20 protein-coding genes are annotated in these 24,032 nt (G+C 39.1%); 4 read left to right on the top strand and 16 right to left on the bottom strand.

Translation table 11 applies throughout. The features are described 5' to 3' along the window. Positions 1 to 99 precede the first annotated feature (99 nt). Entirely contained in the window at positions 100 to 294 is a 195-nt protein-coding gene (locus MHB39_RS07980) for a hypothetical protein (RefSeq protein WP_036077560.1), read from the bottom strand. Between the two features lie 380 nt (positions 295 to 674). Here MHB39_RS07980 and recU point away from each other — a divergent pair, with 380 nt between their 5' ends. Together recU and MHB39_RS07970 are read left to right on the top strand one after the other, a co-directional pair. Beyond that, positions 675 to 1,319, top strand: a complete 645-nt coding sequence (recU, locus tag MHB39_RS07975) for a Holliday junction resolvase RecU (protein ID WP_036077562.1) — start codon at positions 675 to 677, stop codon at positions 1,317 to 1,319. A gap of 2 nt (positions 1,320 to 1,321) precedes the next feature. Beyond that, a complete protein-coding gene (locus MHB39_RS07970; protein WP_342546223.1) occupies positions 1,322 to 4,003 on the top strand; it encodes a PBP1A family penicillin-binding protein in 2,682 nt (893 codons plus the stop codon). Between the two features lie 165 nt (positions 4,004 to 4,168). Here the strand turns inward: MHB39_RS07970 and MHB39_RS07965 are convergent, their stop codons facing one another. From MHB39_RS07965 to MHB39_RS07935, 7 genes are all read right to left on the bottom strand, one after another. After that, positions 4,169 to 4,483, bottom strand: coding sequence for a YpoC family protein (locus MHB39_RS07965; RefSeq protein ID WP_016994288.1), 315 nt, complete (start codon positions 4,481 to 4,483; stop codon positions 4,169 to 4,171). Next, a complete protein-coding gene (gene nth / locus MHB39_RS07960; protein ID WP_016994289.1) occupies positions 4,480 to 5,142 on the bottom strand; it encodes an endonuclease III in 663 nt (220 codons plus the stop codon). The genes MHB39_RS07965 and nth overlap by 4 nt, the downstream gene beginning before the upstream one ends. A gap of 12 nt (positions 5,143 to 5,154) precedes the next feature. Then, a complete protein-coding gene (locus MHB39_RS07955; RefSeq protein WP_016994290.1) occupies positions 5,155 to 5,883 on the bottom strand; it encodes a DnaD domain-containing protein in 729 nt (242 codons plus the stop codon). A 77-nt stretch (positions 5,884 to 5,960) separates the two neighbouring features. Then, entirely contained in the window at positions 5,961 to 7,256 is a 1,296-nt protein-coding gene (gene asnS, locus MHB39_RS07950; protein WP_004232833.1) for an asparagine--tRNA ligase, read from the bottom strand. A gap of 28 nt (positions 7,257 to 7,284) precedes the next feature. Next, the gene (locus MHB39_RS07945) at positions 7,285 to 8,478 is read right to left on the bottom strand and encodes a pyridoxal phosphate-dependent aminotransferase (RefSeq protein ID WP_016994291.1); all 1,194 of its coding nucleotides are present in this window, start codon (positions 8,476 to 8,478) and stop codon (positions 7,285 to 7,287) included. A gap of 16 nt (positions 8,479 to 8,494) precedes the next feature. Then, positions 8,495 to 8,977 (bottom strand): DUF5590 domain-containing protein, encoded by a 483-nt coding sequence (locus MHB39_RS07940; RefSeq protein ID WP_016994292.1) that lies wholly within the window; start codon positions 8,975 to 8,977, stop codon positions 8,495 to 8,497. 318 nt (positions 8,978 to 9,295) lie between these two features. Further along, positions 9,296 to 10,720, bottom strand: coding sequence for a tetratricopeptide repeat-containing diguanylate cyclase (locus tag MHB39_RS07935; RefSeq protein WP_342546218.1), 1,425 nt, complete (start codon positions 10,718 to 10,720; stop codon positions 9,296 to 9,298). Between the two features lie 322 nt (positions 10,721 to 11,042). On the opposite strand from MHB39_RS07935, the gene MHB39_RS07930 reads away from it, so the two are divergent. Next, positions 11,043 to 12,890 carry a multicopper oxidase gene (locus tag MHB39_RS07930; protein ID WP_342546897.1) on the top strand — a complete coding sequence of 616 codons (1,848 nt, stop codon included), beginning with the start codon at positions 11,043 to 11,045 and terminating at the stop codon, positions 12,888 to 12,890. Between the two features lie 60 nt (positions 12,891 to 12,950). On the opposite strand, the gene MHB39_RS07925 is transcribed toward MHB39_RS07930, so the two are convergent. Then, complete coding sequence (locus MHB39_RS07925; protein ID WP_054550762.1) at positions 12,951 to 14,201, bottom strand: MFS transporter; 1,251 nt, start codon at positions 14,199 to 14,201, stop codon at positions 12,951 to 12,953. A 194-nt stretch (positions 14,202 to 14,395) separates the two neighbouring features. Beyond that, complete coding sequence (locus MHB39_RS07920) at positions 14,396 to 15,277, bottom strand: LysR family transcriptional regulator (RefSeq protein ID WP_342546217.1); 882 nt, start codon at positions 15,275 to 15,277, stop codon at positions 14,396 to 14,398. A 129-nt stretch (positions 15,278 to 15,406) separates the two neighbouring features. Between MHB39_RS07920 and MHB39_RS07915 the strand changes: the two genes are divergently transcribed. Further along, complete coding sequence (locus MHB39_RS07915; protein ID WP_342546216.1) at positions 15,407 to 16,609, top strand: MFS transporter; 1,203 nt, start codon at positions 15,407 to 15,409, stop codon at positions 16,607 to 16,609. A gap of 108 nt (positions 16,610 to 16,717) precedes the next feature. Here MHB39_RS07915 and MHB39_RS07910 read toward each other — a convergent pair whose 3' ends face one another. The 6 genes from MHB39_RS07910 to fdrA all read right to left on the bottom strand — a co-directional run bounded on the left by MHB39_RS07910 (position 16,718) and on the right by fdrA (position 24,031). After that, a complete protein-coding gene (locus MHB39_RS07910) occupies positions 16,718 to 17,953 on the bottom strand; it encodes a Zn-dependent hydrolase (protein WP_115673416.1) in 1,236 nt (411 codons plus the stop codon). 169 nt (positions 17,954 to 18,122) lie between these two features. Continuing rightward, positions 18,123 to 18,581 carry a nucleoside deaminase gene (locus MHB39_RS07905; RefSeq protein ID WP_342546213.1) on the bottom strand — a complete coding sequence of 153 codons (459 nt, stop codon included), beginning with the start codon at positions 18,579 to 18,581 and terminating at the stop codon, positions 18,123 to 18,125. A gap of 13 nt (positions 18,582 to 18,594) precedes the next feature. Continuing rightward, on the bottom strand, positions 18,595 to 19,545 hold the full coding sequence (gene arcC / locus MHB39_RS07900; protein ID WP_048389956.1) for a carbamate kinase: 951 nt from the start codon (positions 19,543 to 19,545) through the stop codon (positions 18,595 to 18,597). Positions 19,546 to 19,547: 2 nt separating this feature from the next. Continuing rightward, positions 19,548 to 21,026 carry a cytosine permease gene (locus MHB39_RS07895; protein WP_342546211.1) on the bottom strand — a complete coding sequence of 493 codons (1,479 nt, stop codon included), beginning with the start codon at positions 21,024 to 21,026 and terminating at the stop codon, positions 19,548 to 19,550. Positions 21,027 to 21,057: 31 nt separating this feature from the next. Next, on the bottom strand, positions 21,058 to 22,485 hold the full coding sequence (locus tag MHB39_RS07890; RefSeq protein WP_342546210.1) for a DUF1116 domain-containing protein: 1,428 nt from the start codon (positions 22,483 to 22,485) through the stop codon (positions 21,058 to 21,060). After that, positions 22,478 to 24,031 carry an acyl-CoA synthetase FdrA gene (fdrA, locus tag MHB39_RS07885; RefSeq protein ID WP_066037660.1) on the bottom strand — a complete coding sequence of 518 codons (1,554 nt, stop codon included), beginning with the start codon at positions 24,029 to 24,031 and terminating at the stop codon, positions 22,478 to 22,480. The genes MHB39_RS07890 and fdrA overlap by 8 nt, the downstream gene beginning before the upstream one ends. Between the last annotated feature and the right edge of the window lies 1 nt (position 24,032).

Raw genomic sequence — 24,032 nt, 5'->3', positions numbered from 1 at the left:
TGATGACACCTATTTACCACAGCATTATGGCAAATATTGTATCATTCTTCATGCTATTGCGTTACTTCAATTGCTATGAGATAAGTGTACCAAAGTCTATCATTTTTCACTACTAATAGGCGAACAAGCATTCTTTACTTGCCAGTTCTTTTCTGCTAAGCTTACTTTCTGGCTAACCGCTTTGAGCTGCATAAAAAAATGCAAACGATGAGCATTGTTTTCCAGTGACACTCTCGTGAAAAGTAATTGATTGACCAGATCTAACTGCGCAACTAATTGTTCTAACTTGTTCAAAATAACGCCTCCTTTGCTTTACTTTAGTATTCCTCGTATGTATAGAATTACCTTCATACGTGACAAAATAAGCGTAAGTTAGCTGAAAGAAGAAGATTTTCGATAAAATTTTAAGAGCGAACCTCCCACCAAAAAAATCGTCATGAATGAAAGGTCACTGTGTGAGTATATTTTCATCCCAATGACCTACTTAAATTTATCAGTTATTTTGACGATTTGAGTAATAATGAAGCTGGCGATTTTTCGACGCAAATTATTTATACTTACCATCTGTTTTCTACTATTCTAGTAACAATTTCATGACTGATGGAGGTAGAGAACCGCTATTAAAACATGGTAAACTAGTGGATAGAAAAGCAGTAAGGTAAAGGGTGAGCTTAATGACAATTCGTTATCCAAACGGGAAATTGTATACCCCAAATGCTTCTGTACAGAAAACAGAAAAAAAGAGCAAAAACAAAGATTTATCTTTTAGTAATCGTGGGAAGACGCTAGAAGATGAAATTAATGAAGCAAACGACTATTATATAAAAAGGCGACTTGCTATCATTCATAAGAAACCTGTTCCTGTGCAAATCGTCAAAGTAGAGTACCCTTCACGAAGTGCTGCTGTCATTCGTGAAGCTTATTTTCGAACACCCTCTACAACCGACTACAATGGTGTTTGGAATGGGCATTATATAGATTTTGATGCAAAGGAAACAGCTTCCAAAACGAGTTTCCCCTTAAAAAATATTCATGAGCATCAAATGACACATATGCAGCAAGTGACGGAACAAAATGGTGTGGCTTTTATTATCGTTCGCTTTTCTGCTTATGAACGATATTTTATTGTGCCATATGAAGTTTTACAAAAGGCCTGGCAAGCAATGGAGAATGGCGATCGTAAATCGATACCCTTTTCGATCATCGAAGAAGAGGCATATGAAATTCCCACGAGCTATTATCCGCGTATCGATTATTTACCCATCATCCAACAATTGATTGATGCAAAATGCTACGGGTCTGAAAGTGAGGAGAAATAAGAATGACTGAACGTCGTCGAACACGTGGAGAGCATCAAAAAGCTCTCGCTGAAAAAAATAAAAAGAAAAAAACGAAACCAGCCTCATCGGCTAAGTCATGGTTTAAACGCATTTTCTTAACAGTCTTAGCAATCGGTGTAGCAGGCTTAATCGGAGGAGCTGCATTATTTGCCTTCTATGCAAGCTCGGCTCCAGAGCTCGATGAAGAATTACTGAAAGATCCTGTTTCTTCAGAGTTCTACGATAAAAACGGTGAATTATTTGCAACAATCGGTGCTGAAAACCGTAAATATATAAAATATGAAGATATACCTGAAGATATGATCAATGCTATTCTGGCTACAGAAGATGTACGCTTTTTTGAGCATCATGGTATGGATTTTTATCGTCTAGGCGGTGCTATTCTAGCCAACTTCCGTGATGGCTTTGGTGCGCAAGGTGCATCGACTTTAACACAGCAAGTAGTCAAAAACTCATTTTTACAAAACGAGAAGAAATTAAAGCGTAAAGCACAGGAAGCATGGCTTGCCTTCCAATTAGAGCGTAAGTATACAAAAGAAGAAATTTTTGAAATGTACTTTAATAAAATGCTTATGTCAGGTCGTATCTATGGCTTCGGCACAGCCGCACAATATTTCTATGGTAAAGAATTAAAAGATTTAACATTAGATGAAGAAGCATTATTAGCAGGGTTAGTGCAACGACCAAATGCGTATAATCCATTAAAAAACCCTGAGCTTGCTAAAAAACGACGTAATACTGTTTTAGGTTTAATGTATCAACATGGAAAAATTACTAAAGCCGAAATGGAAGAAGCGAAGAAAGCAGAAGTTCAATCAGGTTTAGCGGATGACGCAACACGACAATCATTTGCAGGTTCCAAATATGATGCCTTCCTAGATGTTGTTATTAACGAATTAGAAAATAATGGTGACGGTTCGGCAATGGCAGAAGGAATCAAAGTCTATACGACGCTTGATCCAAATGCTCAACAAGTTGTAGAAAATGTGATGAATGATGATAGTAATTTCCCAACTGAAGATATTCAGTCAGGTGTGGCGGTTGTTGATACAAAAACAGGTGCCATTCAAGCCGTTGGTGGCGGTCGTAAATATGGTGCAGAACGTGGCTGGAACTATGCCGAGGACTTAACAAATAATCAACCAGGTTCCACAATGAAACCGTTAGTTGACTATGGGCCAGCAATCGAATATTTAAAATGGTCTACAGGTCAAACACTTGTCGACGAACCAATGAATTATACAGGTACAAAGCAAACAATCACAAACTGGGATGGCAGATATATGGGTGCCATGACTGCACGTAAAGCATTATATGCTTCACGAAATGTTCCAGCTGTCAAAACATTACAGGAGGTAGGCACTGACAAAGCCAAGGAATTTGTTGGACGTTTAGGAATTGAAACAGAAAACCTTTATGAGTCAGATGCAATTGGCGGTGGTGCTATTACTATCTCTCCTATTCAAATGGCAGCTTCCTATGCTGCTTTCGGTAATAACGGGGTCTATACAGATCCACATTCGATTACAAAAATTGTTTATCGTGATGGTAAAACGTCTAAAAACTATACACCTGAGTCTAAAGTGGCTATGAATGATTATACGGCCTATATGGTAACAGACATGCTACGTGATGTAGTCAGCAATAAGCCTGATGCTTCAGGAACTGCTGCCAATGTGCCTGGCTTAGATATCGCAGGTAAAACAGGTACAACCAACTATTCAGCAGAAGACTTTAACAAATATAATTTACCAAATACAAGTGTGCCAGATTCATGGTTTGCTGGTTACACAACTAACTATTCCATCGCTATATGGAGTGGCTATGAAAAACACTTTGATCCAATTACAACGTGGGAAGAACGTCGTTTACCACAAAACTTATTTAAGACGATTATGCAAGAAATTTCAGCGAATGTTGAGACAGCTAGCTTTAAAAAGCCAAGTACTGTTGTAGAAGCAACGGTGGAAGTAGGCTCTAATCCTTTAAGATTGGCAAGTGACTATACACCTAGCGAACTACGTCAAACAGAGTTATTCGTTCGCGGAACTGAACCAACAGAGGTTTCTGAGGTATATGAGGCGCCAGAATTATCTACACCTTATAATGTTTCAGCAAGCTTAGATTTAGGAGCACAGTCTATCAATATTTCTTGGGAACATGATGCCATCCTAAATCCAGAAACGGATGAACCATTACCAACTTCATTTGAAGTTTCTGCCACACGTGAAGGTGGAGAAACGGTTATCCTTGGCACAGCAGATACTAAAGGCTTAACGGTTGCCAACACGCTTGAAGATGGTAATTATACAATCTCTGTCGTAGCTATTGTAGATGGCACACGCAGTGAGCCTGGAACAACTACCTTCCAGGTTACAAGTACCTCTGAGGAAGATTTGGAAACGGAAGATCCAGATGAACCAGATATTGATTTACCGATTGATCCTGGTCAAGAGGACAATGATCAAGGTAATCACAATAATGGCAATGGCAACAACGGCAATAACGGCAATAACAACAATAATAATGGTAATAATGGGCATGGTAATGGGCATGGTAATAACGGCAATGGTGGAAACAATGGCAATAATGATGGTAATCAGCAGCCAACACCTCCTACAGAGCCTACCAACCCAAATGAAGAAGACCAAAGCTCAGAATAAAAAAAACCGAGAAGCAGTTCATTCACTGCTTCTCGGTTTTTTATTAATGAAGGATCTGAGGAGGCTATCCGTCAGTTTTGACGTTCTATCCGCCACTTTTACACTCTATCCTTCACTCTACACAGTCTATCCGCCACTTTTCGCGACCTATCCTATCCATCTACTCTAGCTTTTACTAGCTTGAATCCGCAGTCGTGCTGTGCGCTTTTTCGTTTCTTTAAATAGCTCATCTAGTTGACGATAGCATGCATATTGACCTGGCTTAGCTTTGATAAAGGCTAGTCGCTCAACCCCATTAATGGGTAGCACTTCATCGCCTGCAGCTTGCACTAGTTGTTCAAATAGCTCAATAGCTTCTTCCATTAGCCCTTTTGCTAGACCGTTTCTGGCATCATGCGCTGTATGGATAGCGGCTTGTAGTGTAGTCCATTGGGCAAACCATGCATCTACTTTGTCTTTTGCAATGGCTTCACTATTCATGCTTCCTTCACCAGGCCTTTCTTTAAACGCTTTTGCCCTTCACGACAATCGTCGAGTAAAGGACAAGTATGGCATCCAGGATTTTGGGCCTTACAATGATAACGTCCAAAGAAAATTAATTGGTGATGTGTTTTTGACCATTTGTCCATTGGCGTTTTCTTCATAATCGTTTCTTCCACTTCAAGCACCGAATCTTTCCATCGACAGAGCCCAAGGCGTTTGGATACTCGCTCCACGTGGGTATCCACTGCAAGCGCTGGAATATCGAAGGCTACTGACAGCACAACATTGGCCGTTTTTCTTCCTACACCTGGTAATGTCACCAATGCTTCACGTGTTGCAGGGATTTCGCCACCGTACTCATCTAGTAAACGTTGACATAGAGCCTGAATGTTCTTCGCCTTATTGCGATAAAGGCCAATAGAGCGAATATCCTGTTGCAACTCCTCTAAAGAAACAGCTAAATAATCTTCTGGTGTTTTATATTTTTGAAATAAGGTTTTCGTTACTTTATTGACTAGTACATCTGTACATTGTGCAGATAATAATGTGGCAATCGTTAGCTCAAAAGCATTGTCATGGACGAGCTCACAATGTGCATCGGGAAACATTCGATCCATTTCTTCTAGACAATGCTCCCACTGTTTTTTCGTTAACAAACTGGATGCCCCCTATTCTCTTTCTTCCAACCAATTGTAAAAAGGAACTCTACCCGTTGATTGTGTTTCTTGTTGAACTGTTCGAGCTGGTGCTCTGTTAAAGGTCTGTTTCTCACGGAACTGTTCACTTTGCTTTTGTGCTGCTTGTGGTGTTGTAATATTTTTCTTTTTCCATTCTAATAAAATGCGATCAATATAGCGAATACTCAGTTTCCCAGCAAAGACAGCCTCCTTGAGCGCCTCTTTGATGAGTGCTGGACTATGCTTGTCCTCATCAAGCCAGCATCCAATTTTTTCAAGTTCTAAAGGAGATAAAAGGCGCCCCATTTCCTCTTCAAAAAGACGGAATATCTCCCCTTCTTCTTGTTGAAGTGTCACTGCCGTTTGTTGCTGCTCTTTCATATCGATCATCTGCAAAATGCGCTCCCATAGCGGGTATACGGAATACTTTTCATAAAGCTTCCCACCCGCATCAACATCTCGTGTAATTTCAAGAAAACCCTTCTGCATTAATCGCTGCAAACGTGATGTAATGTCATTGTCAGACATTGTGAGACGGTTCTTTAGATCATTAGGTGTTGGGAAGTCATTCTCCTCCATATGAAAGGCTAATAAGTGCATGACTATTAGTGCCTCTTCATCCTCCATATTTAACTCCTTATAAAACTGAAAAAAAAGCTGAGGAATGGGAATCATTCTCTGCTCAGTCCATGTACGGAGTCGATGATTATTTACGTTCATTATTCTCCAGACTCCTTCTTTAAGTAAGTAGAAAAGCCGCGTAGATAGTTCACTACGCGACTTTTAAATTGATTAGCTTATGGATATAAGCGGTTCAGTAAACGTGGGAATGGAATTGTTTCACGGATATGCTCTGTGCCTGAAATCCATGCTACAGTTCGCTCTAACCCTAGACCAAAGCCTGAATGCGGGACAGAGCCATGTTTGCGAAGCTCTAAATACCAAGCATAGGCATCTAATGATAGGTTATGCTCTTCCAGACGTGATTTTAATAGATCGTAGTCATGGATTCGTTCAGAACCACCAATAATTTCTCCGTAACCCTCTGGTGCAATTAAATCAGCACATAATACAACATCATCACGATCTGGGTGTGGTTGCATATAGAACGGTTTAATGCCTACTGGGTAACAAGTAATAAATACTGGTTTGTCAAATGAATTCGCAATCGCTGTTTCATGTGGCGCACCAAAATCATCGCCCCACTCAATATCGTCGAAGCCTTGTTCGTGTAAAAGCTTAATCGCATCATCATAAGAAATTCGAGGGAATGGCGCTTTAATGTTTTCAAGTGTTGATGTATCACGGCCAAGTCGCTCAAGATCTAATTTGCAGTTTGCAAGTACAGATTGTACGATGTGCGCTACATATTGCTCTTGTACTTCTAAATTTTCTTCAAATTCTACGAATGCCATTTCAGGCTCAATCATCCAAAACTCGATTAAATGGCGACGAGTCTTAGATTTTTCAGCACGGAAAGTTGGACCGAATGAGAATACTTTTCCTAAAGCCATCGCAGCCGCTTCCATGTAAAGCTGACCAGATTGAGATAAATAAGCATCTTCATCAAAATATTTTGTATGGAACAGCTCTGAAGTACCTTCAGGCGCAGAACCTGTTAAAATTGGTGGGTCCATTTTTGTAAAACCGTTGTTGTTGAAAAATTCGTATGTAGCGCGAATAATTTCATTACGAATTTTCATAATGGCATGTTGTTTACGAGAGCGTAGCCATAAATGACGGTTATCCATTAAAAATTCTGGACCATGTTCTTTTGGTGTGATTGGGAAATCTGTTGCTGCATGTAGTACCTCGATACCAGTTATAGCAAGCTCACAGCCAAAGCTTGAACGTTCGTCAGCTTTCACCTCTCCAATCACATACATAGAAGTTTCTTGCGTCATCCCTTTTGCCGTAGCAAAAATTTCTTCGCCTACTTCTTCTTTCACTACAACGCCTTGTACAAAGCCAGAGCCATCACGTAGCTGTAGGAACGCGATTTTTCCGCTTGAACGTTTATTGGCTAACCAAGCGCCAATTTTGACTGTTTCACCGATATGCTGTGGCATATCTTTAATCATAATTTTTTTCATAGAAATCCTCCAAAGTTGACTAGAAGGATTAGTCTTGCCATTTTGATTTTACAAATGTATCAATACGACGGACTGCCTCTTCTAATAAGTCTAAAGATGTAGCATAAGATAATCGCATAGTAGTTGGTGTACCGAAGCCAGAGCCTGGAATCACTGCTACGTTTGCTTCTGTTAAAATATCCGCAGCAAATGCATCTACTGAATCATAGCCAGTGTGAGCCATAGCCTCTGCAACGTCTGGTAATAGGTAGAATGCACCCTGCGGCTTTAATACATGGAAGCCAGGAATAGCACTTAGCTGAGGGTAAATTTTTTCAAGACGAGATTCAAATGCTTGACGCATTTCCTCTACCGCATCCTGAGAGCCATTATACGCCTCCACAGTTGCATATTGTGCTGTTGTTGTCGCATTAGATGTTGAGTGTGATGCAAGGTCAGTCATTGCTTTAATAATGTCTGCGTCACCTGCAGCATATCCAATACGCCAGCCTGTCATAGAGTGAGATTTTGCCACACCATTTACAACGATTGTACGTGCTTTCACTGCATCAGAAAGTTGTGCAATTGAAAAATGCTCAATACCATTGTATACAAGCTTCTCATAAATTTCATCTGACACGATTAAAATATCTTTTTCTTCTGCAACAGCAGCAAGTTCTGCTAGCTCTTCACGAGAATAAATCATGCCTGATGGGTTACTAGGAGAATTGATAATCACTGCTTTTGTCTTGTCTGTCACAGCTGCTCTCAGTTGATCCGCTGTAATTTTATAGCTTTGTTCACGTGTACCTTCAACATATACTGGTACGCCGCCAGCTAATTTCACTTGTTCTGGATAAGACACCCAATAAGGAATTGGAATAATAACCTCGTCGCCCTCATTTAAAATCACTTGGAATAGCGTGTATAAAATATGCTTTGCCCCTACACCAACAATGATTTCATTTGGCTGATAGGCAAGGCTATTGTCACGTTGAAGCTTATCAATAATGGCTTTTTTCAGAACTGGAAGTCCACCAGCAGGTGTATATTTTGTATATCCTTTTTCCATTGAATCAATGGCAGCATTTAAAATATTTTGAGGTGTATTAAAGTCTGGTTCACCAGCTCCAAGACCAATAACATCAATACCTTGCTCTTTCAATGCTTTTGCTTTTGCAGTAATCGCTAATGTTGAAGATGGTGTTAAAGTTTTTACACGTGTTGCTAATAAATTTTTCATTCGGGATCTACTCCTCTTATAAATTCGTAATGCGCTTCCACCAGTCGCCATCCTTAAACAGAATATAGACATAGTTGAGCTGGTCGTGGTCGTTCAAATACGTAATTTCCCAAACTGCGCCAGGCTCCTCATAGCCTAATTTCATGTGGAGGACTTTTTGTACATTTCCTTCATTTTTAAAAACCGATAATGCTTGCTTTTCCGTAATACCATCTTCTAATAACACTTCCTGAATGGAATCCTCGTCTAGATTCGTCGGAACAAAGACAGCTTTTTTATCACCGTATTCGTCTACCCCGAACACAGTAACATACGAATGTTTGCCATTATATGTGTAGGACTCCGATACAATTGCGAGGGCTTTGGCATCGAGTGCCAACTGTTCAGCCTGCTCTTCAATTGAACGGAACGGAGCCTCGGCTTTCCAGAGTACTAAAATACTAATGACAAGTGACAACGAAACAATAAAGACAGAAATGAAAATTAACCAGTTTTTCATCTATTCACCTTATGTTTCACATCGAGCTGTTTTGGCATAACACATAGCTGATGCATGTGTGTGTCTATAACTGTGTAACCATTCATTTTGCTTTCCATTTTGTCAACCTGCTTTCTTTCCTCATACCACAACATTATACAACAATTTTGTGCTGTCGTGTTTCTTAATTTCATATATTGTACGTTGCTAGAACAACGTTTTCAAATGATGACTACAGTAAATTTCATTCCACCACATAGAAGCCTCATTTTGGGTATAAAAAACATGGTCCTTTCACAAGAAAAATTCCTATTTAGCTATGTAAATAGGAATCTGTCATTATGATAATTCGTATAGCACGCAGCTAGCACGACCATTCGCTTTTGCTTGGTATAAACAGCTATCTGCTTGCTCAAATAGCTCCTTGTATTGATAGTTTTTCTGATTATTCACACAAGCCCCCATACTGACACGTAAAGGATAGCTTTGCTGTTCTTGTTCGAGCTTTAGTGAGAGCAAATAGGCATGTGTGTTATGGACCAATGTTTTGATATAGTCTTTTTGCGAATGCCTGAAACAAAGGATGAATTCATCTCCACCATAACGAATAATTTTCACATCTTCATCCTGTAAAAAATCCTGCAAGCTGTTAGCTAAAAGCTGTAAAATCATATCTCCAAATAAATGACCATGCGTATCGTTAAATAGTTTAAAATAATCGACATCCAAAACCGTAATACATACATAGGATTGCGTTATTTCGGCTGCATTGAGCCATTCCTGTAGCTCATAATCTAAAAAATGACGATTTAAAACGCCTGTTAATGGATCATAATGCGCTTTTTTCTCAAGCTTTTCCTTTTGTCGCTTAAATTCCAAATTCATTACTTGTTGTAATAAATTTGCAACACTCATTTTTTCCGAGAGATCAATATATTCACGCTGTACATCAAAAATTTCATCTCGCCAATCCAATTGATACAATACATTTAAGAGTAAGCGCATCACTTTTTTTGTAATAGGCTTATCTCCATAAGATTGGGCAAGATCTATGGCTTGTTTATAATAGAATACGGCTTCTTCAAGCTTTTGTTGCTTTTCAAATAAAAAACCGTAGCCAAACAATGCCGCTACCTTTTCTCGTTTATGGTGATGAATAATGTCAGAAGATAACGTCCTGTCCAGCAATGCCTTCCCCGTTATAAAATCCCCTTCTAAAATATACACATCTGCTAAATTATTATTAATACGAATATCATGTAATTTTGCTAGATCAGGCATTGTTCTAGCTAAGGATTTATTATACTCTCTAGCTAATAGCCCCGCTTGAAGTGCTTCCTTTGTACAGCCCTTCTCTACCTCTAAATAGCACAGATTATTATGACAGCGAACAAGCATGATAGGATCTTGTAGCTCCTGTGCATAGGCGATAGATTTTTTCGTCATCTCCACCGTTTTTTCACGGATGCCAACTAAATCATAGATTAATGACATTACTAAATGATAATGCATTAAATCTTTTGTCGTACCATAATTTTGGCAAATGGCCTCATAATCATGAATAAGATTAACCATGCTTAATGTGTCACCTAAAGAATGATGAACTAATATTTTTTGATAGTACAAATCCATGACATATGGATAGTTATTACTCTCTAATGCGACTAAAAGACCTTGATCAGCAAGCTTTAGTGCTTTCGTTAAATACCCCTTTGTGCGCATCTCCATTATCGTTTTATTTAATTCTTCTAATGTTAATTCCACCGTTTCACCACTTCTCCATACCCCATATCATCCAGTTTACTTTGTGCTTTCTCAATTATAAGACATATGTATTCACTTAGTCCGCATTTTTCGTATGATACCAACTATTACCTACAACGCAAAAATCTTTTTTGATGATTGTTTTAAAATCTTACATCTGTTTGCTTGAAAGTGAATCATCTTATCTCATCATAATATGTAGGTAATTTTTTTATGTCTTTACACATTTTTCTCCATTTTTGTCCTCGTTACCTGTTGTTTTTACCCATATGATGAGTTAATTAGCTTTTTTAGTATCGAAAAGGGACGTGATGTTGTGAGTATGCAAATTAACCCTTCTGATCCAGCAACGATTCCAAAATTTGTAGATGAACTTCCAAAACCAATGATTGCTAAACCAAAATACAGCAGAGGGCAACAGAAGAATGATTATTACGAATTGGTCATGATGGAGGGCCAGCATCGTTTTCATAAGCATTTTCCAAACTCATTAATTTGGGGCTACAATGGGCTTTACCCAGGGCCAACCATAGAAGCTTCTAAAGATAAAACTATCTATGTGAAATACAAAAACCAGCTGCCCTTACAGCACTTTTTACCAGTAGATTTTACGCTTCATGCTGCAAACGATTCACAAGAAGTAAGAACAGTTACTCACTTACATGGTGCCAATGTGGATTGGCAGAGTGATGGCCATCCTGAAGCATGGTACACAAGAGACTATCGGCATACAGGTCCAAAATTTAATAAGGAAATACATGAATATACGAATCATCAACCTGGCACTACCATGTGGTATCATGACCATGCCATGGCTTTAACACGTTTAAATGTATATGCAGGATTAGCAGGCTTTTATTTACTGAGGGATGCCCTTGAGGAACGCTCTAATTTACCATGTGGAGACTATGAATATCCGATTTTAATTCAAGATAAAACGTTTAATGAGGATGGCTCATTGTTTTATCCTGACGAACCACCCTTTCCCGTGCCTGTTCATCCCTCTATCACACCAGGCTTTGTTGGCAATACGATAGTGGTTAACGGAAAACTATGGCCTTTTTTAGATGTTGAGCCACGTAAATATAGATTTCGTTTACTAAATGGCTCTAATCGACGAGGCTATGTCATCAGTCTTTCCAATGATCAACCAATGTTTCAAATTGGTACAGATGGCGGTTTCTTATCAGCACCACAACTTATCCAATCTGTCGAGTTGCTGCCAGCTGAACGCACGGATGTCATTATCGATTTTTCAAGCTGTGCTGGACAGGAGATTACCTTACTTAATACTGATACCGATTTCAGTGATGAACATACAAACGTGATTATGCAGTTTCGAGTAACTTTACCTTTGAAATGTGAAGATACAAGTGAGATTCCAGAAAGACTTGCCGTTTCTATGGATCTACATCCACACCATGCACATATTGAAAGACAGCTACCATTGACGGCGACTACCGATGAGTTTGGTCGACCTATGTTGCTGTTAAATGATCGTATGTACCATGATCCAGCAACGGAAAAACCTTCTTTAGATAGTGTGGAAATCTGGAGCTTTATTAATGCTACACCCTTTATCCATCCTATTCACCTGCACCTCATTCAATTTAAAATTCTGGAACGAAGGCCGTTTGATTTAGAAATCTATCAAAATGAAGGCATCGTACAATTTACAGGGCCGCCTGAAGAACCAAGAGACTATGAGCGAGGTTGGAAAGACACTGTGAAGGCTGACGCTGGAAAGGTGACAAAAATTATTATGCATTGGAAAGATCATGTCGGGAATTATATGTGGCATTGTCATTTCCTTGAGCATGAGGATCATGATATGATGCGACCCATTCTCGTTATGAAAGACGTCCATGCTGTTCAGCAGCCTCATGCAGTAGTAGAACATCCTGTAACACATCAAGAATCAACAGCTCCCACAAATCCTTCAAATCCTACAAGTACTACCCATCATAGTGAATCTTCAGCACCACTATTAAATGAGGTAGAACACTCACAACTTGAGGAAGAAAAGGTAGTCTCACCTCAAGAAGAAGAATCCATTACTATTCATATAGGAGATAATACACAACATATGCCAACGCTACTGTTTCCAACCCATCCTACCAATACTCCTACGAGCAGGCATAGGCCTCGTCAAAGAACCCGAAGATTTTAGCAAAGTACGCTTTACAAAGAAAACTACCAATGAAAAGGTGGTTTTCTTTGTTCTAGCAATTTATTTGACCTCCAATCGCCATATTCTTTTTGTTACGAAAGCTAATAATAATACACACACAGAGATTATAAAGACTGGTATATAGATGTTGGCTTGAAAGAACTCAAATAGCAACCCATACCCCATCTGCCCAAGTGGTGCCATACACTGTGATACTGCCATCATAATTGCCATGACTTTCCCTAATTGTTCATTTGGTGTTTCTTTTTGCACAAGGGTCATTACGTAAATGGAGATAATCGTCATCATCATCGCAATGATAAGAGCACAACCAATAAATAAGCTATACGATGGATAATAGCCAATTTGAAGGGCGCGAGGGAGCACAGACATAGCCATGGGAATTACCAAAAAGGCTGACATCAATACCCAAATATAGAGGGTGTGAATACGCAGCTTTTTTGCAAAGTACCCCATCGTTAACGCGCCTAAAATCGTCGCAAAATCAATAATCCCCATTCCTATTCCATACAATGTATCACTACTTTTCATCGTGACACGAAGAATAATAGGCACACCAACGATAAAAAGTGGAGTCAATAGTAAATTCAATAAAGCAGCAAGTAGCGTACATTTTAAAATAAAAGTTTGCTTCACCACATAAGTAAAACCTTCTTTCATGTCTTTGATTAAGGTCGGCATCAAATGACCATCATAGCTACGTTTCACAAATGGGATTGTCATAAACATTTCTACAATAGCCGTAAAGAAAAATAATAAACCACTTACTATGACGAGAAGTTTGAGGCCAAGCATTCCATATAGTATCCCCCCTAGCACAGGTGCTGTCACTCCTGCTAATGCCTGGACCCCATTGACGATCCCATTAGCCTGCTCAAGCTTTTGTTCGCTAACTAATAGCGGAATACTAGCCATTACAGCTGGCGTGTACATTGCACTAATGAATGAAAGAAGCACCATAACCAACCCAATCCATAGCACAGAATGATTGTCTGTTAGTAATACAATAAAAAAAATCAATACAATGCCACTACTGATAAAATCAAATAGGACCATTAAATTTCGCCGATTAAAACGATCTGCTATAGCGCCACCAAATGGTGTAAGTAAAACAGGAAGGCTTGAAATAGCGAAAAGCACAGCAAAAAGATCTGCCCGTCCTGTTATATCTAAAACAAAAAGTGAAAGAGCAAATCTTAAAAGCGCAGAGCCTAAAATAGAAATAATCTGCCCAGCTACCATAATGATAAAATCTTTCGAAAAGCCTTTTTCTTTGACTAGCATTTCCATATAAAAAACACCCCTTACTATTCTTAGACCGACAGTCGGTCATTTAATGTGTTAAAAAAATGTAGGCGCAAGTTGAGGCTTTACAAGCTTCTTGGTCTTGCCCTACAGAAATAGACTGACTGTCGGTTTATAAATAGTATATGTGAACGCTCCAAAAAAAGGAACATATTTTTATATCTTCCTTTTTGTTATTCCTATTTGCTTTTAAAGTAATGTTTAATTTGCTCAATCATAGCTGTTGTTGCCTGACTGACATAGCGATCTACGCGGTAAATAATGGATAAGCTACGGCTTGGAGCACCATTTGAAATACGTATACTGCACAATGTAGGATCATTCATTTGTTGGAGCAAAGGATAGGGTTGCACCGTTACACCAATATTGGCTCGAACGAGATTCATAATGGACGTGACAGAGCTTGTTTCAAGAATAGAATGAATGTGAAAACCATGCTTTTTTACAGCCTCTTCTACTATCTCTCTACCAAGAAAACCTTCTGGATACATCACCATAGGAAGTCCTTCTAATTCAGCAATTGGGATCACTGTTTGCTGTGCCAATGGATGCTCCTTTGAAACGGTCAGTACATATTCCTCTCTACATAAAGGAATAATGACCAATCGATCATCTGATTCTACATTCGTCCCAATACCGATATCCACTTCATTTTCGAGAACCTGCCGCATAATATCGATGGAAGAAAGTATCTTTAATTTTACCTTTGGAAATTTTTGATGGAAATCAATAACAAGCTGTGTAATCCGATAATCAAGATCAGATGGCATGATGCCAATACTTATTTGTCCCCCTTGTAGCCCCTGTAAATCTTTAATCGAATCTTTGACATTTTGTAATGTATTAAATACCTCTGTTGTATAGCTAAACAAAAGTGAGCCTGCCTCAGTCACAACAATTTTTTTGCCAATACGATCGAACAATGGCATTCCTAGCTCATCCTCCAGCACACGTATTTGCTGGCTTAACGTTGGCTGAGAGATGCCAAGTTTCTCAGCAGCTTTTGTAAAATGTAGCTCCTCATAGACTGCCATAAAATAATGCAGATGCCGTATTTCCACATAGACCACGCCCTATCATAGTTTCTAACTATCATTGTAATAGTAATAATAGTATTGTTCAATCATTCTAATTCAGATAGACTTCAATTTAGTCTTACTATTTATTTGATAGGACGGAGAGGAAAGACAATGAATATAAAACACAAAATCGTACCAATTATCGCTATTATTTTAGCTTCTTTTAATTTACGCCCTGTCATTACTTCGGTGTCCCCCTTATTAGGAACTATTCGCCAGACTTTACATATGAGCGCAGCTACTGCTAGTTTGCTAACTTCTTTAGCTGTGCTATGTATGGGCTTATTTGCACCTTTCGCAATCAAACTAGCTAATCGTTGGCGCATCGAGCGAACTATCGCTTACGCTCTTATTCTTATTGGACTAGCAACAGCTACCAGATATTTTGCTAATACTGCCTGGGTCATGCTAGTAACAGCCTTGTTATCAGGCATTGGCATTGCCATCGTAGGACCACTGTTATCGGGCTATATTAAGGAGAAATTTGCGAACCCTTCCCGTGTAGTGGGGATTTACTCGCTAGCACTTGTAGTAGGAGCTGCACTTGGCTCTGGGCTTTCTATTCCACTAAGCAATTTTTTTCATTCATGGCAAGTTTCTTCTGCCTCCTGGGCTATTCTTGCTTTAATCGCTTTATTCTTTTGGTGGAAGCCAATTGAACAAAAAGCAGTTACTGCATCAGTCACAAATTCACCTAGTAAGAGCAACAGTGTGAAGCAAATGTTAATGAATCAAAAGGCTTGGCTTTTAACAGGCTTTTTTGGTTTAATGGCCTTCATGTTTTATACCATCATGGCTTGGTTACCTCCCATCGCAGAAAATTTAGGCTATAGCAAACACGACGCTGGAATGATGCTGACACTATTAACAATTGCCCAAATGCCAGCTACATTTTTAGTGCCTATATTAAATAACCGTTTTCAGCATCGAGCCGTATGGCTAGTAGGTAGTTCATCATTAGAGTTAATTGGTTTATTGATGCTACTGTTTTCTTATAATCCTTGGCTGAGCAGTATTCTGATTGGCCTTGGTGCAGGTGGGCTTTTCTCATTAGGGCTAACATTACCAATTGATGAGGCCAAAGATATTCACGAGGCTAGCTTCTTAGCTGCTATGACACAATCAGTTGGCTTTGTATTTGCTGCATTGGGCCCCTTCTTTGTCGGTCTTGTTCGAGATTTCACAGGCAATTTTACAACTGCTATTATTGGCATGATCATCATCGTCCTTGTGATGATTCTGATTCAACTAAAAATTGGAAACCAAAAGCAACCGCAAATGCATCATATTCACATAAAAAAGACGACTTTCTAACAAGGAAGGTCGTCTTTTAATGATGGAATCGATTTTGTGCCTTTGTTGTATTGCCTTCATGGGATGACACTGGCCATACATGTAGCGTCTTCAACTGATGATTGCTAATTAGCTGACTGAAGCATATCTTAGCACAACTGCCTCTAAAACATCGATTCCTATTAATATATCTTCAAGCTCCGTATGTTCATCTGGATGGTGACTTAAACCATCCACTGAAGGAATAAAAATAAGGCCAACTGGTCCGAGCCTTGTCATATTCATAGAATCGTGACCTGCTCCACTTTGCATATATTGATAGGATAGTTTCTTCTCTACACAAATTGTTTCTAAATCTTGCATTAGCTTTGGAGAAAGCAGGACAGGATCCTCTGAGCTAATGACATTGTATTCAATCGCAAGCTGCCTCTTTTGTTGAACGTTTGCAATAACCGTATAAAAATGCTGAAGCACACGTTCTCTCGATTCCACAGAGGATGATCGGATATCTACAGTTAACTCCACTTCACCTGGAACTACGTTCATCGAGCCTGCCACAACCTCTAGTATTCCAACAGTTGCCACAGTGCCAAACTCCTGCTCTGCTATCGCCGCTTTTTCTAATTCTAATGCCAATTCGGATGCTCCTAAAAGAGCGTCCTTTCTCATATTCATTGGAGTCGTGCCTGAATGGGACGCTTTTCCATTTAACTTCATTAATAAGCGAACTGGTGCTGCTACCCCTGTGACAATACCAATTTTCTTTTCATAGTTAATTAGCAGTGGTCCCTGTTCAATATGCAATTCGAAAAAGGCATGGAATCCTTCCTCTACTCTTGTCGCTTGATCAACACTACTAAAATCAAGTCCACAATGAGCAAAAGCCTGCTCCATCGTAATACCATCTCGATCGACTAAATGGCGATATTTTTCTTTATCAATTAATCCTGCCATTGCTTTACTGCCTACTGTCGACACACCAAATCTTGAAGACTCCTCACAGGCAAAGGCGATAATTTCAATTGGATGCTCTGTCACAATAGATCGCTCGTTTAATCGCTTGATGACCTCTAGGGCAGCGGTTACCCCTACAACACCATCATATTTACCGCCTTGATAGACAGTATCTAAATGGGATCCCATGACAACAGGCTGCAATCCTGGCACACTGCCTTCTCTTCGAGCAATAAGATTTCCACAATGGTCAATATGAATTTGAAGATTTTCATCTTTACATAAACGAATAAAGGCATGTAAACAAGCCTGTTCTTCATTCGTATAGGCAACTCTCGTAATCCCTTTTTCGCCTGAATTATATTGATTCATTTTATCTAGTAATTGTTGATAACGTTCTTTATAGATCATGTAAACAGCTCCTTTTGAAGAATTACGAAGATGAAAATCAGACCAAATGTACGCTTGTATAGTATCTATTTTACACCTTTTTGGTTGAAAATTAGAAAAGGGATTCTCCATAACGAGATCCCTACTCTAATTCACTGGAAAGACTTAAGCAGTATATGACTGCTCTAATCTATTTACTATTAGCCATTTTGTCATTGAAATGATGGAACAATGCATCACATTCTTCAGTCGTTTCAATTTTTTGCATGTTCAGGACACTTTTATCTTTACCTGTTAAGTAATTACGTAGATGCATATCAGAGAAGCCATGTACATGAGCATCTTCTGCTGTATTACAATAATGAACTTCTTTAATACCCGACCAAATAATAGCGCCCACACACATTGGACATGGTTCGCAAGTAGCGTAGATGACACAATCGGATAAATCCATTGTGCCAAGCTTTTTAGAGGCTTCACGAATGGCTACTATTTCTGCATGTGCAGTGATGTCTGTATCACGCATCATTGTATTGCCAACAACAGCGATGATTTCATCACCTCTTACAATGGTTGCACCAAATGGTCCACCAATATTTTGATCGATGCCTTCTTTTGTTTTGTCAACAGCTAGTTGAATATAATCCATACCGTGATTCCTCCTAGTTAATAATATGAGTACCAGCCTGATTATTGATCGCTTCTTTCAGACTTTCAGGGTTTGTAATAATTACTCGATGACCACCATTTTCTAAGAAGCTTAAGCTTGCTTCGATTTTTGGTAGCATACTTCCTGGCGGGAACTGATTATCTTGAACATGCTGCTTTGTTTCCTCAACAGTAATTTCTTCAAGTGCTTGTTGTTCAGGTTTTCCAAAGTTAATAAACACACGCGGAACACCCGTTGTAATAATTAATGAATCCGCATTTACTTGTGCCGCTAATAGACTTGTTGCAAAGTCTTTGTCAATGACTGCATCTACACCCTCATAGACATTGTTTTCTTTTTTCACAACTGGAATTCCACCACCGCCTACAGCGATCACGACATAATCATTATCAATTAATGATTTAATCGCCTCTTTTTCCACGATATCGATTGGTTTTGGTGAAGGCACAACGCGACGGTAGCCACGGCCAGAATCCTCTACCATTTTCCAATCTGGATGCTCTACTAGCATCGCCTCCGCTTGCTCCTTTGTAAAGAATGAACCAACTGGCTTTGTAGGGTTAATAAAGTTGGGATCATGTTCATTGATTTCAACTTGTGTAATCACACTGACTACCTTTTTATTAATTTGACGTTTAGTCAGTTCGTTAATTAATGCTTGTTGAATTAAATAGCCAATTCCACCTTGTGTGTCAGCCACACAGTTTACTAACGGAATTGCTGGCATGCCTGATACTTCATTAGCAATTTCACTTCTTTGTAAAGTGAAACCAACTTGTGGACCATTGCCGTGTGTGACAACCACTTTATAACCTTCCTGAATCATATCCGCGATATGCTCGACAGTTTGAGCAACTGCCTCTTGCTGACTTTGAATAGATTCACTTCCACTATCCTTTACCAACGAGTTACCGCCGATTGCTACAATTACTAATTTATTCACAACTACACCCCTACTTCTTTTTCTACACTATTTTGAACATTTTGCTGATTAAATTTATATAACAGCGTATATAAAATGAATGACACGATCAGTCCGCTAAAGAAAGCAAAGTTATTTAGCTGTACTAAAAACGGCACACTTTTCAGGAAAGCACCTGACATTGGTAAGAGGAAGCTTATTAATAGAACGATACATGCTACGATGTTATAGCCAGATTTATAAGCTCCATTATGACCTTCTTCCACATAAATCATAGATAAATCTAAACGCCTTTTACGCTCGATAAAGAAGCTAGACAACATAATACCTGCAATCGGTCCAAACATAGAGCCTATAAAACTATAAAAGAAAAATAACGTTTCTGTACTCGATACTAGTTTCCAAGGCAAAATGACTGTGCCAATAATCGCTGTTAAAATACCTGCTGTTTTGACCGTAAATACTTTAGGGAATAAAGTTGTCATTTGCAATCCAGATGGTAATAAATTACCAAAAACTACAAAAGCTGTTGCGCCTACATTTAAAGCTAAAATTAATACAATTACTGAAAAGGGATTTTGAATTTTATCAATAGCATCTACAATATTAAAAATTGGTTGCCCAAAAGCAATTTCTGTCCCTGCTATTAAACTAATACAAGTAATCGCAAATAATAGATACGAGCCGATCATACCGATGGATAAGCCATAGATCATTGCTTTTGGCGATTTAGCTCTATGCGTAAAATCTGCGATATTTACAATTGGACCAGCCCAGTTAGACACCAATGCGCTAACACATGCAATAAAGACCAATGGACTTTCCATCGTTGTAGAAGGCTTATATTCTACAATTGGTCTAATTCCTCCAGCAATATTAATTGCCCAAATCGCTGCGCCAATAATGAAAATATAAACAATCGGTGATGAGTATTTACCGAAGACTGTTAGCATATCCATGCCACCTAAAAAAAGTAAAACTGTAATTACCCATAAAATAATGTAAGAAATCATAGTCGGAACATCTAAGCCAAAAATAGTGAAGTCTCCACCAATAGACATATAGTTCGGAATGAATCTTGCAAATAATACATTAAGGGATTGAGCGCCCACAACGGTCGTCGTACCAAAGAATACAACCCCAGCAATCAACCCTCGACATAACGCCGGAATAATAGAGCCTTTTACTCCAAATGAATCTCTTAGTAATATAGCAAACGGAATGCCATATTTAGAGGCGGAATATCCATTTAAGCAATAGCCTGCTGAGACGATTACTGCTGAAAGCATAATGGCTAAGAAAACTTGATTAACTGATAATCCTAAGACAAAAAACCCTGCAACCGTCATATAAGACATAATATTGTGAACTGCGCCCATCCACACGGTAATGTAGTTAAAGATTCCCCAGTCTCTTTCCTGAGGCCCTTTTGGTAAAAGTTCTTCCGAATAGCCAAGTGCTCTATAATCTTGATTGGACTGTTCAATTTTTGCGTGTTCCATAGAAAGCTCCTCCTACTTATAGGAAGTGGGCTTAAGCCCACTTCTCACTAATTGTAATTAATGCTTTTTCAAAAGCTTCCATTGGAGGATTTGTAATACCAGCACCAATCATACCGATTCCAGCCTCTTTATGTGCGATAGCTGTATTAATAATTGGAAGAATACCTGATTGGATGACTTTGCGAATATCAATACCAGTAGGAATTCCCATGAAGTTTAATAATGGAATGGTAATATTTTGGTTTTCTGTCGTCGTAATTTCTTTCATTTTACGAGAATAACCAATTGCTTCATCCACTGTTCCACCTACTAAAGCAACGATTGCTGGTGCAGTAGCCATTGCGAAACCACCAATACCGTAAGTTTCTGTAATAGCACTATCCCCTATATCAAGACCTGAATCCTCTGGTTTGTAGCCAGCAAACATCGGTCCGATTACTTTTTGTGCTGGGCCAGTAAACCATGTATTACCTGGCATGCCACTAATACGAACACCAAATTCTACACCGTTACGTGCCATTGTTGTCACGACAGTACTATATTCGATTCCATGTGCAGCATCTAATGCACATTTACAGCATGCCATCCATGTAGGACCTGAGAAATAATCACTACTTGCCACGAAATCAAATACTGCTCGCTTCTGTTCAACAGGATAATCTGTTTCTAAGATATATGGTGTCAATGCTTGAATTAATAAGCTTGTACCTGCATTATTACGGTTATGACATTCGTCACCCATGTGGAGCGCTTGTGCAAGCATTAATCGTAGATCGATGCCGTCTTTATTTAATTTCATTGCATCGCGTAAAATTGGTCCTAACACATCACGCATCCATATTAATCGCTCGACAACACTTTCATCGTTGGCACCCATGCGTAAGATTTTTGCCATTTGCTCACTTAAATTTGTATAGGCGATATTGCCATACGTTTTATTTTCAACGATGTGCATAAACATCGAAGCAGATGTTACCCCAGCCATTGAACCAACTGCATTATGCTCATGGCAAGGTGAGAATGTAATATCTCCAGACGCCGCTACCTCTGCTGCTTCTTCTAAATCTTTTGCTAATCCTTCGAATACAAGAGCACCCATCACAGCGCCCTTCATTGGGCCATTCATATCTTCCCAAGTAATGGGTGGTCCTGCGTGTAAAATTGTTTTTTTCGTCATGCCAGGTACAACATTGATGGCTTGATCGAAACCAATCAACACGGGTTGAGAGTTCACAATTTTTTCCACTGCAAGACGATTTGCTGCTTCGATTTTTTCAGCAAGTTCTGCTTTATCGATTTTGTTTAGTGCTGCAATAATTTCTGGCTTACCTCCACCCGGTGGTGACCACTCTAGGTGTGTAGCACTTGCATTTTGTGCTAATATATCATCCTTAAAAAGTTCAATACCTACGTTAATTACGTTAATTTTACTTGTGAAAAGTTCATTGATCTTACTCATGATTTTCTCCTTTCAACACCATTTCTCTAGCAAGTAATCCTGCATTTGTACTACTGCTTGCATGTGTAACACCTGCATCGACTAATTTTTCCACTTGCTCATCTATGTTTGGCGTATCTAAGTCTGTTCCAAGGACATACCCAATGATCTCTAAATGTCTACCTTCTTTTTCAGCAAATTGTTTAGCTTCAATGATGGCTGGAAGCATAACACCCACTGGGTCTTCGTGAGAGCCAAAGCCTAATACGAAGTCCATCACAATGACACCAACTGTCGGATCTTTTGCTTCTTGTAAGAAGCGCTCAATGCGAGAAGATGGATCGATCATTGGATGTGGTTTACCATTTGTAAAATCATCATCACCGAAGTCAATGAATGTATGTTCCTGACTCACATTGATATCTTTCAATAAGAAATCAGGATTCTTTTGGATGTTACTGTAAATATTATCTAATTTTTCCATCGCTAGATACATAGATTCATCACAAAGCGTACCGCCACAGAATAACCCACGAATGTATTTTTGCTCTGGCGCTAATTTTGCACGAACCTCTTCAACTAATGGAATGTTAAGTGCACGTTTGTTAATGCCTGCTTCATCAATACCTGCTAGTAAGACTGCCTTTAAGGCTGCTTCTTTCGATGTTTTAGCAAATTGTCCACCAGCTGCCACTACAGCCTCTTCATTACCACCTATAAAATAAACCACTACCGGTTTGCTGCATTCTTTAATTTGTGCGAGTACTTTTTTCTCAACACTTGCTTCAGGTGGCTTCGATACAAGTACAATCACTTTTGTGGCTTCATCGGCATCTAGTGCTTTGATACCATCAAGCATCATCATACCGCCCACTTCTTTACTTAAATCTCTTCCGCCAGTACCGATCAGTTGTGTGATACCACCACCGAAGTCATGAATGCGAACACTTACTTCTTGGCTACCTGTACCAGATGCCGCTACGATACCGATATTGCCTTTTCTTACAGCGTTTGCAAAGCAAAGTCCTGTATTACCAATAATGGCGGTACCACAGTCTGGTCCCATCATTAATAAGCCTTTTTCATGTGCTAAAGTTTTTAATTCTACTTCGTCTTCAACGCTTACATTATCACTGAACAGCATCACGTGTAGATCATTTTCAAGTGCTTTGCGTGCTTCGCGAACGGCAAAAGCACCATTGACAGAAATGACCGCAAAGTTTGCATCAGGGATTCCTTGTGCAGCAGAATCAATCGTTGCATATTTAATATCACTTTTTGCTTGTGCTTTATCTTTATTTGTTAGTAATTCTTCCACTGCTAGGTAAGCGCTTTCTGTTTGATCCGCATTAGCAGTTTTAACAATAATCATTAAGTCCCCTGCTGTTGCTTCCTCCACTTCTGGCGTCATCAAACCAACGTTACGAATGACTCCTTTGTTCATCTCCGTACCCATACCAATAATTGCTTGCTCAACACCTTCAATTTGATTCGCTTTTGTAGATAGTGACATCAATGACACTGAATCAAAATATGTGTTGCGCTTAATTACGACTTTAATACTCATC

Origin of the sequence: Lysinibacillus sp. FSL K6-4013 (genome assembly GCF_038630435.1) — a bacterium.
GTDB lineage: Bacteria > Bacillota > Bacilli > Bacillales_A > Planococcaceae > Lysinibacillus > Lysinibacillus boronitolerans.
Note: the sequence above shows the minus strand (reverse complement) of the source record. Positions and strands in the feature narration are given on the sequence as shown.

Coding starts and splice junctions, on each gene's coding strand:
- MHB39_RS07955 (WP_016994290.1), bottom strand. CDS start 5,883: ATGAACGTAAATAATCATCGACTCCGTACATGGACTGAGCAGAGAATG.
- MHB39_RS07925 (WP_054550762.1), bottom strand. CDS start 14,201: ATGGAAATGCTAGTCAAAGAAAAAGGCTTTTCGAAAGATTTTATCATT.
- recU (WP_036077562.1), top strand. CDS start 675: ATGACAATTCGTTATCCAAACGGGAAATTGTATACCCCAAATGCTTCT.
- MHB39_RS07905 (WP_342546213.1), bottom strand. CDS start 18,581: ATGGATTATATTCAACTAGCTGTTGACAAAACAAAAGAAGGCATCGAT.
- MHB39_RS07915 (WP_342546216.1), top strand. CDS start 15,407: ATGAATATAAAACACAAAATCGTACCAATTATCGCTATTATTTTAGCT.
- MHB39_RS07965 (WP_016994288.1), bottom strand. CDS start 4,483: ATGAATAGTGAAGCCATTGCAAAAGACAAAGTAGATGCATGGTTTGCC.
- MHB39_RS07890 (WP_342546210.1), bottom strand. CDS start 22,485: ATGAGTAAGATCAATGAACTTTTCACAAGTAAAATTAACGTAATTAAC.
- asnS (WP_004232833.1), bottom strand. CDS start 7,256: ATGAAAAAAATTATGATTAAAGATATGCCACAGCATATCGGTGAAACA.
- MHB39_RS07895 (WP_342546211.1), bottom strand. CDS start 21,026: ATGGAACACGCAAAAATTGAACAGTCCAATCAAGATTATAGAGCACTT.
- fdrA (WP_066037660.1), bottom strand. CDS start 24,031: ATGAGTATTAAAGTCGTAATTAAGCGCAACACATATTTTGATTCAGTG.
- MHB39_RS07970 (WP_342546223.1), top strand. CDS start 1,322: ATGACTGAACGTCGTCGAACACGTGGAGAGCATCAAAAAGCTCTCGCT.
- MHB39_RS07910 (WP_115673416.1), bottom strand. CDS start 17,953: ATGATCTATAAAGAACGTTATCAACAATTACTAGATAAAATGAATCAA.
- MHB39_RS07940 (WP_016994292.1), bottom strand. CDS start 8,977: ATGAAAAACTGGTTAATTTTCATTTCTGTCTTTATTGTTTCGTTGTCA.
- MHB39_RS07945 (WP_016994291.1), bottom strand. CDS start 8,478: ATGAAAAATTTATTAGCAACACGTGTAAAAACTTTAACACCATCTTCA.
- MHB39_RS07930 (WP_342546897.1), top strand. CDS start 11,043: ATGCAAATTAACCCTTCTGATCCAGCAACGATTCCAAAATTTGTAGAT.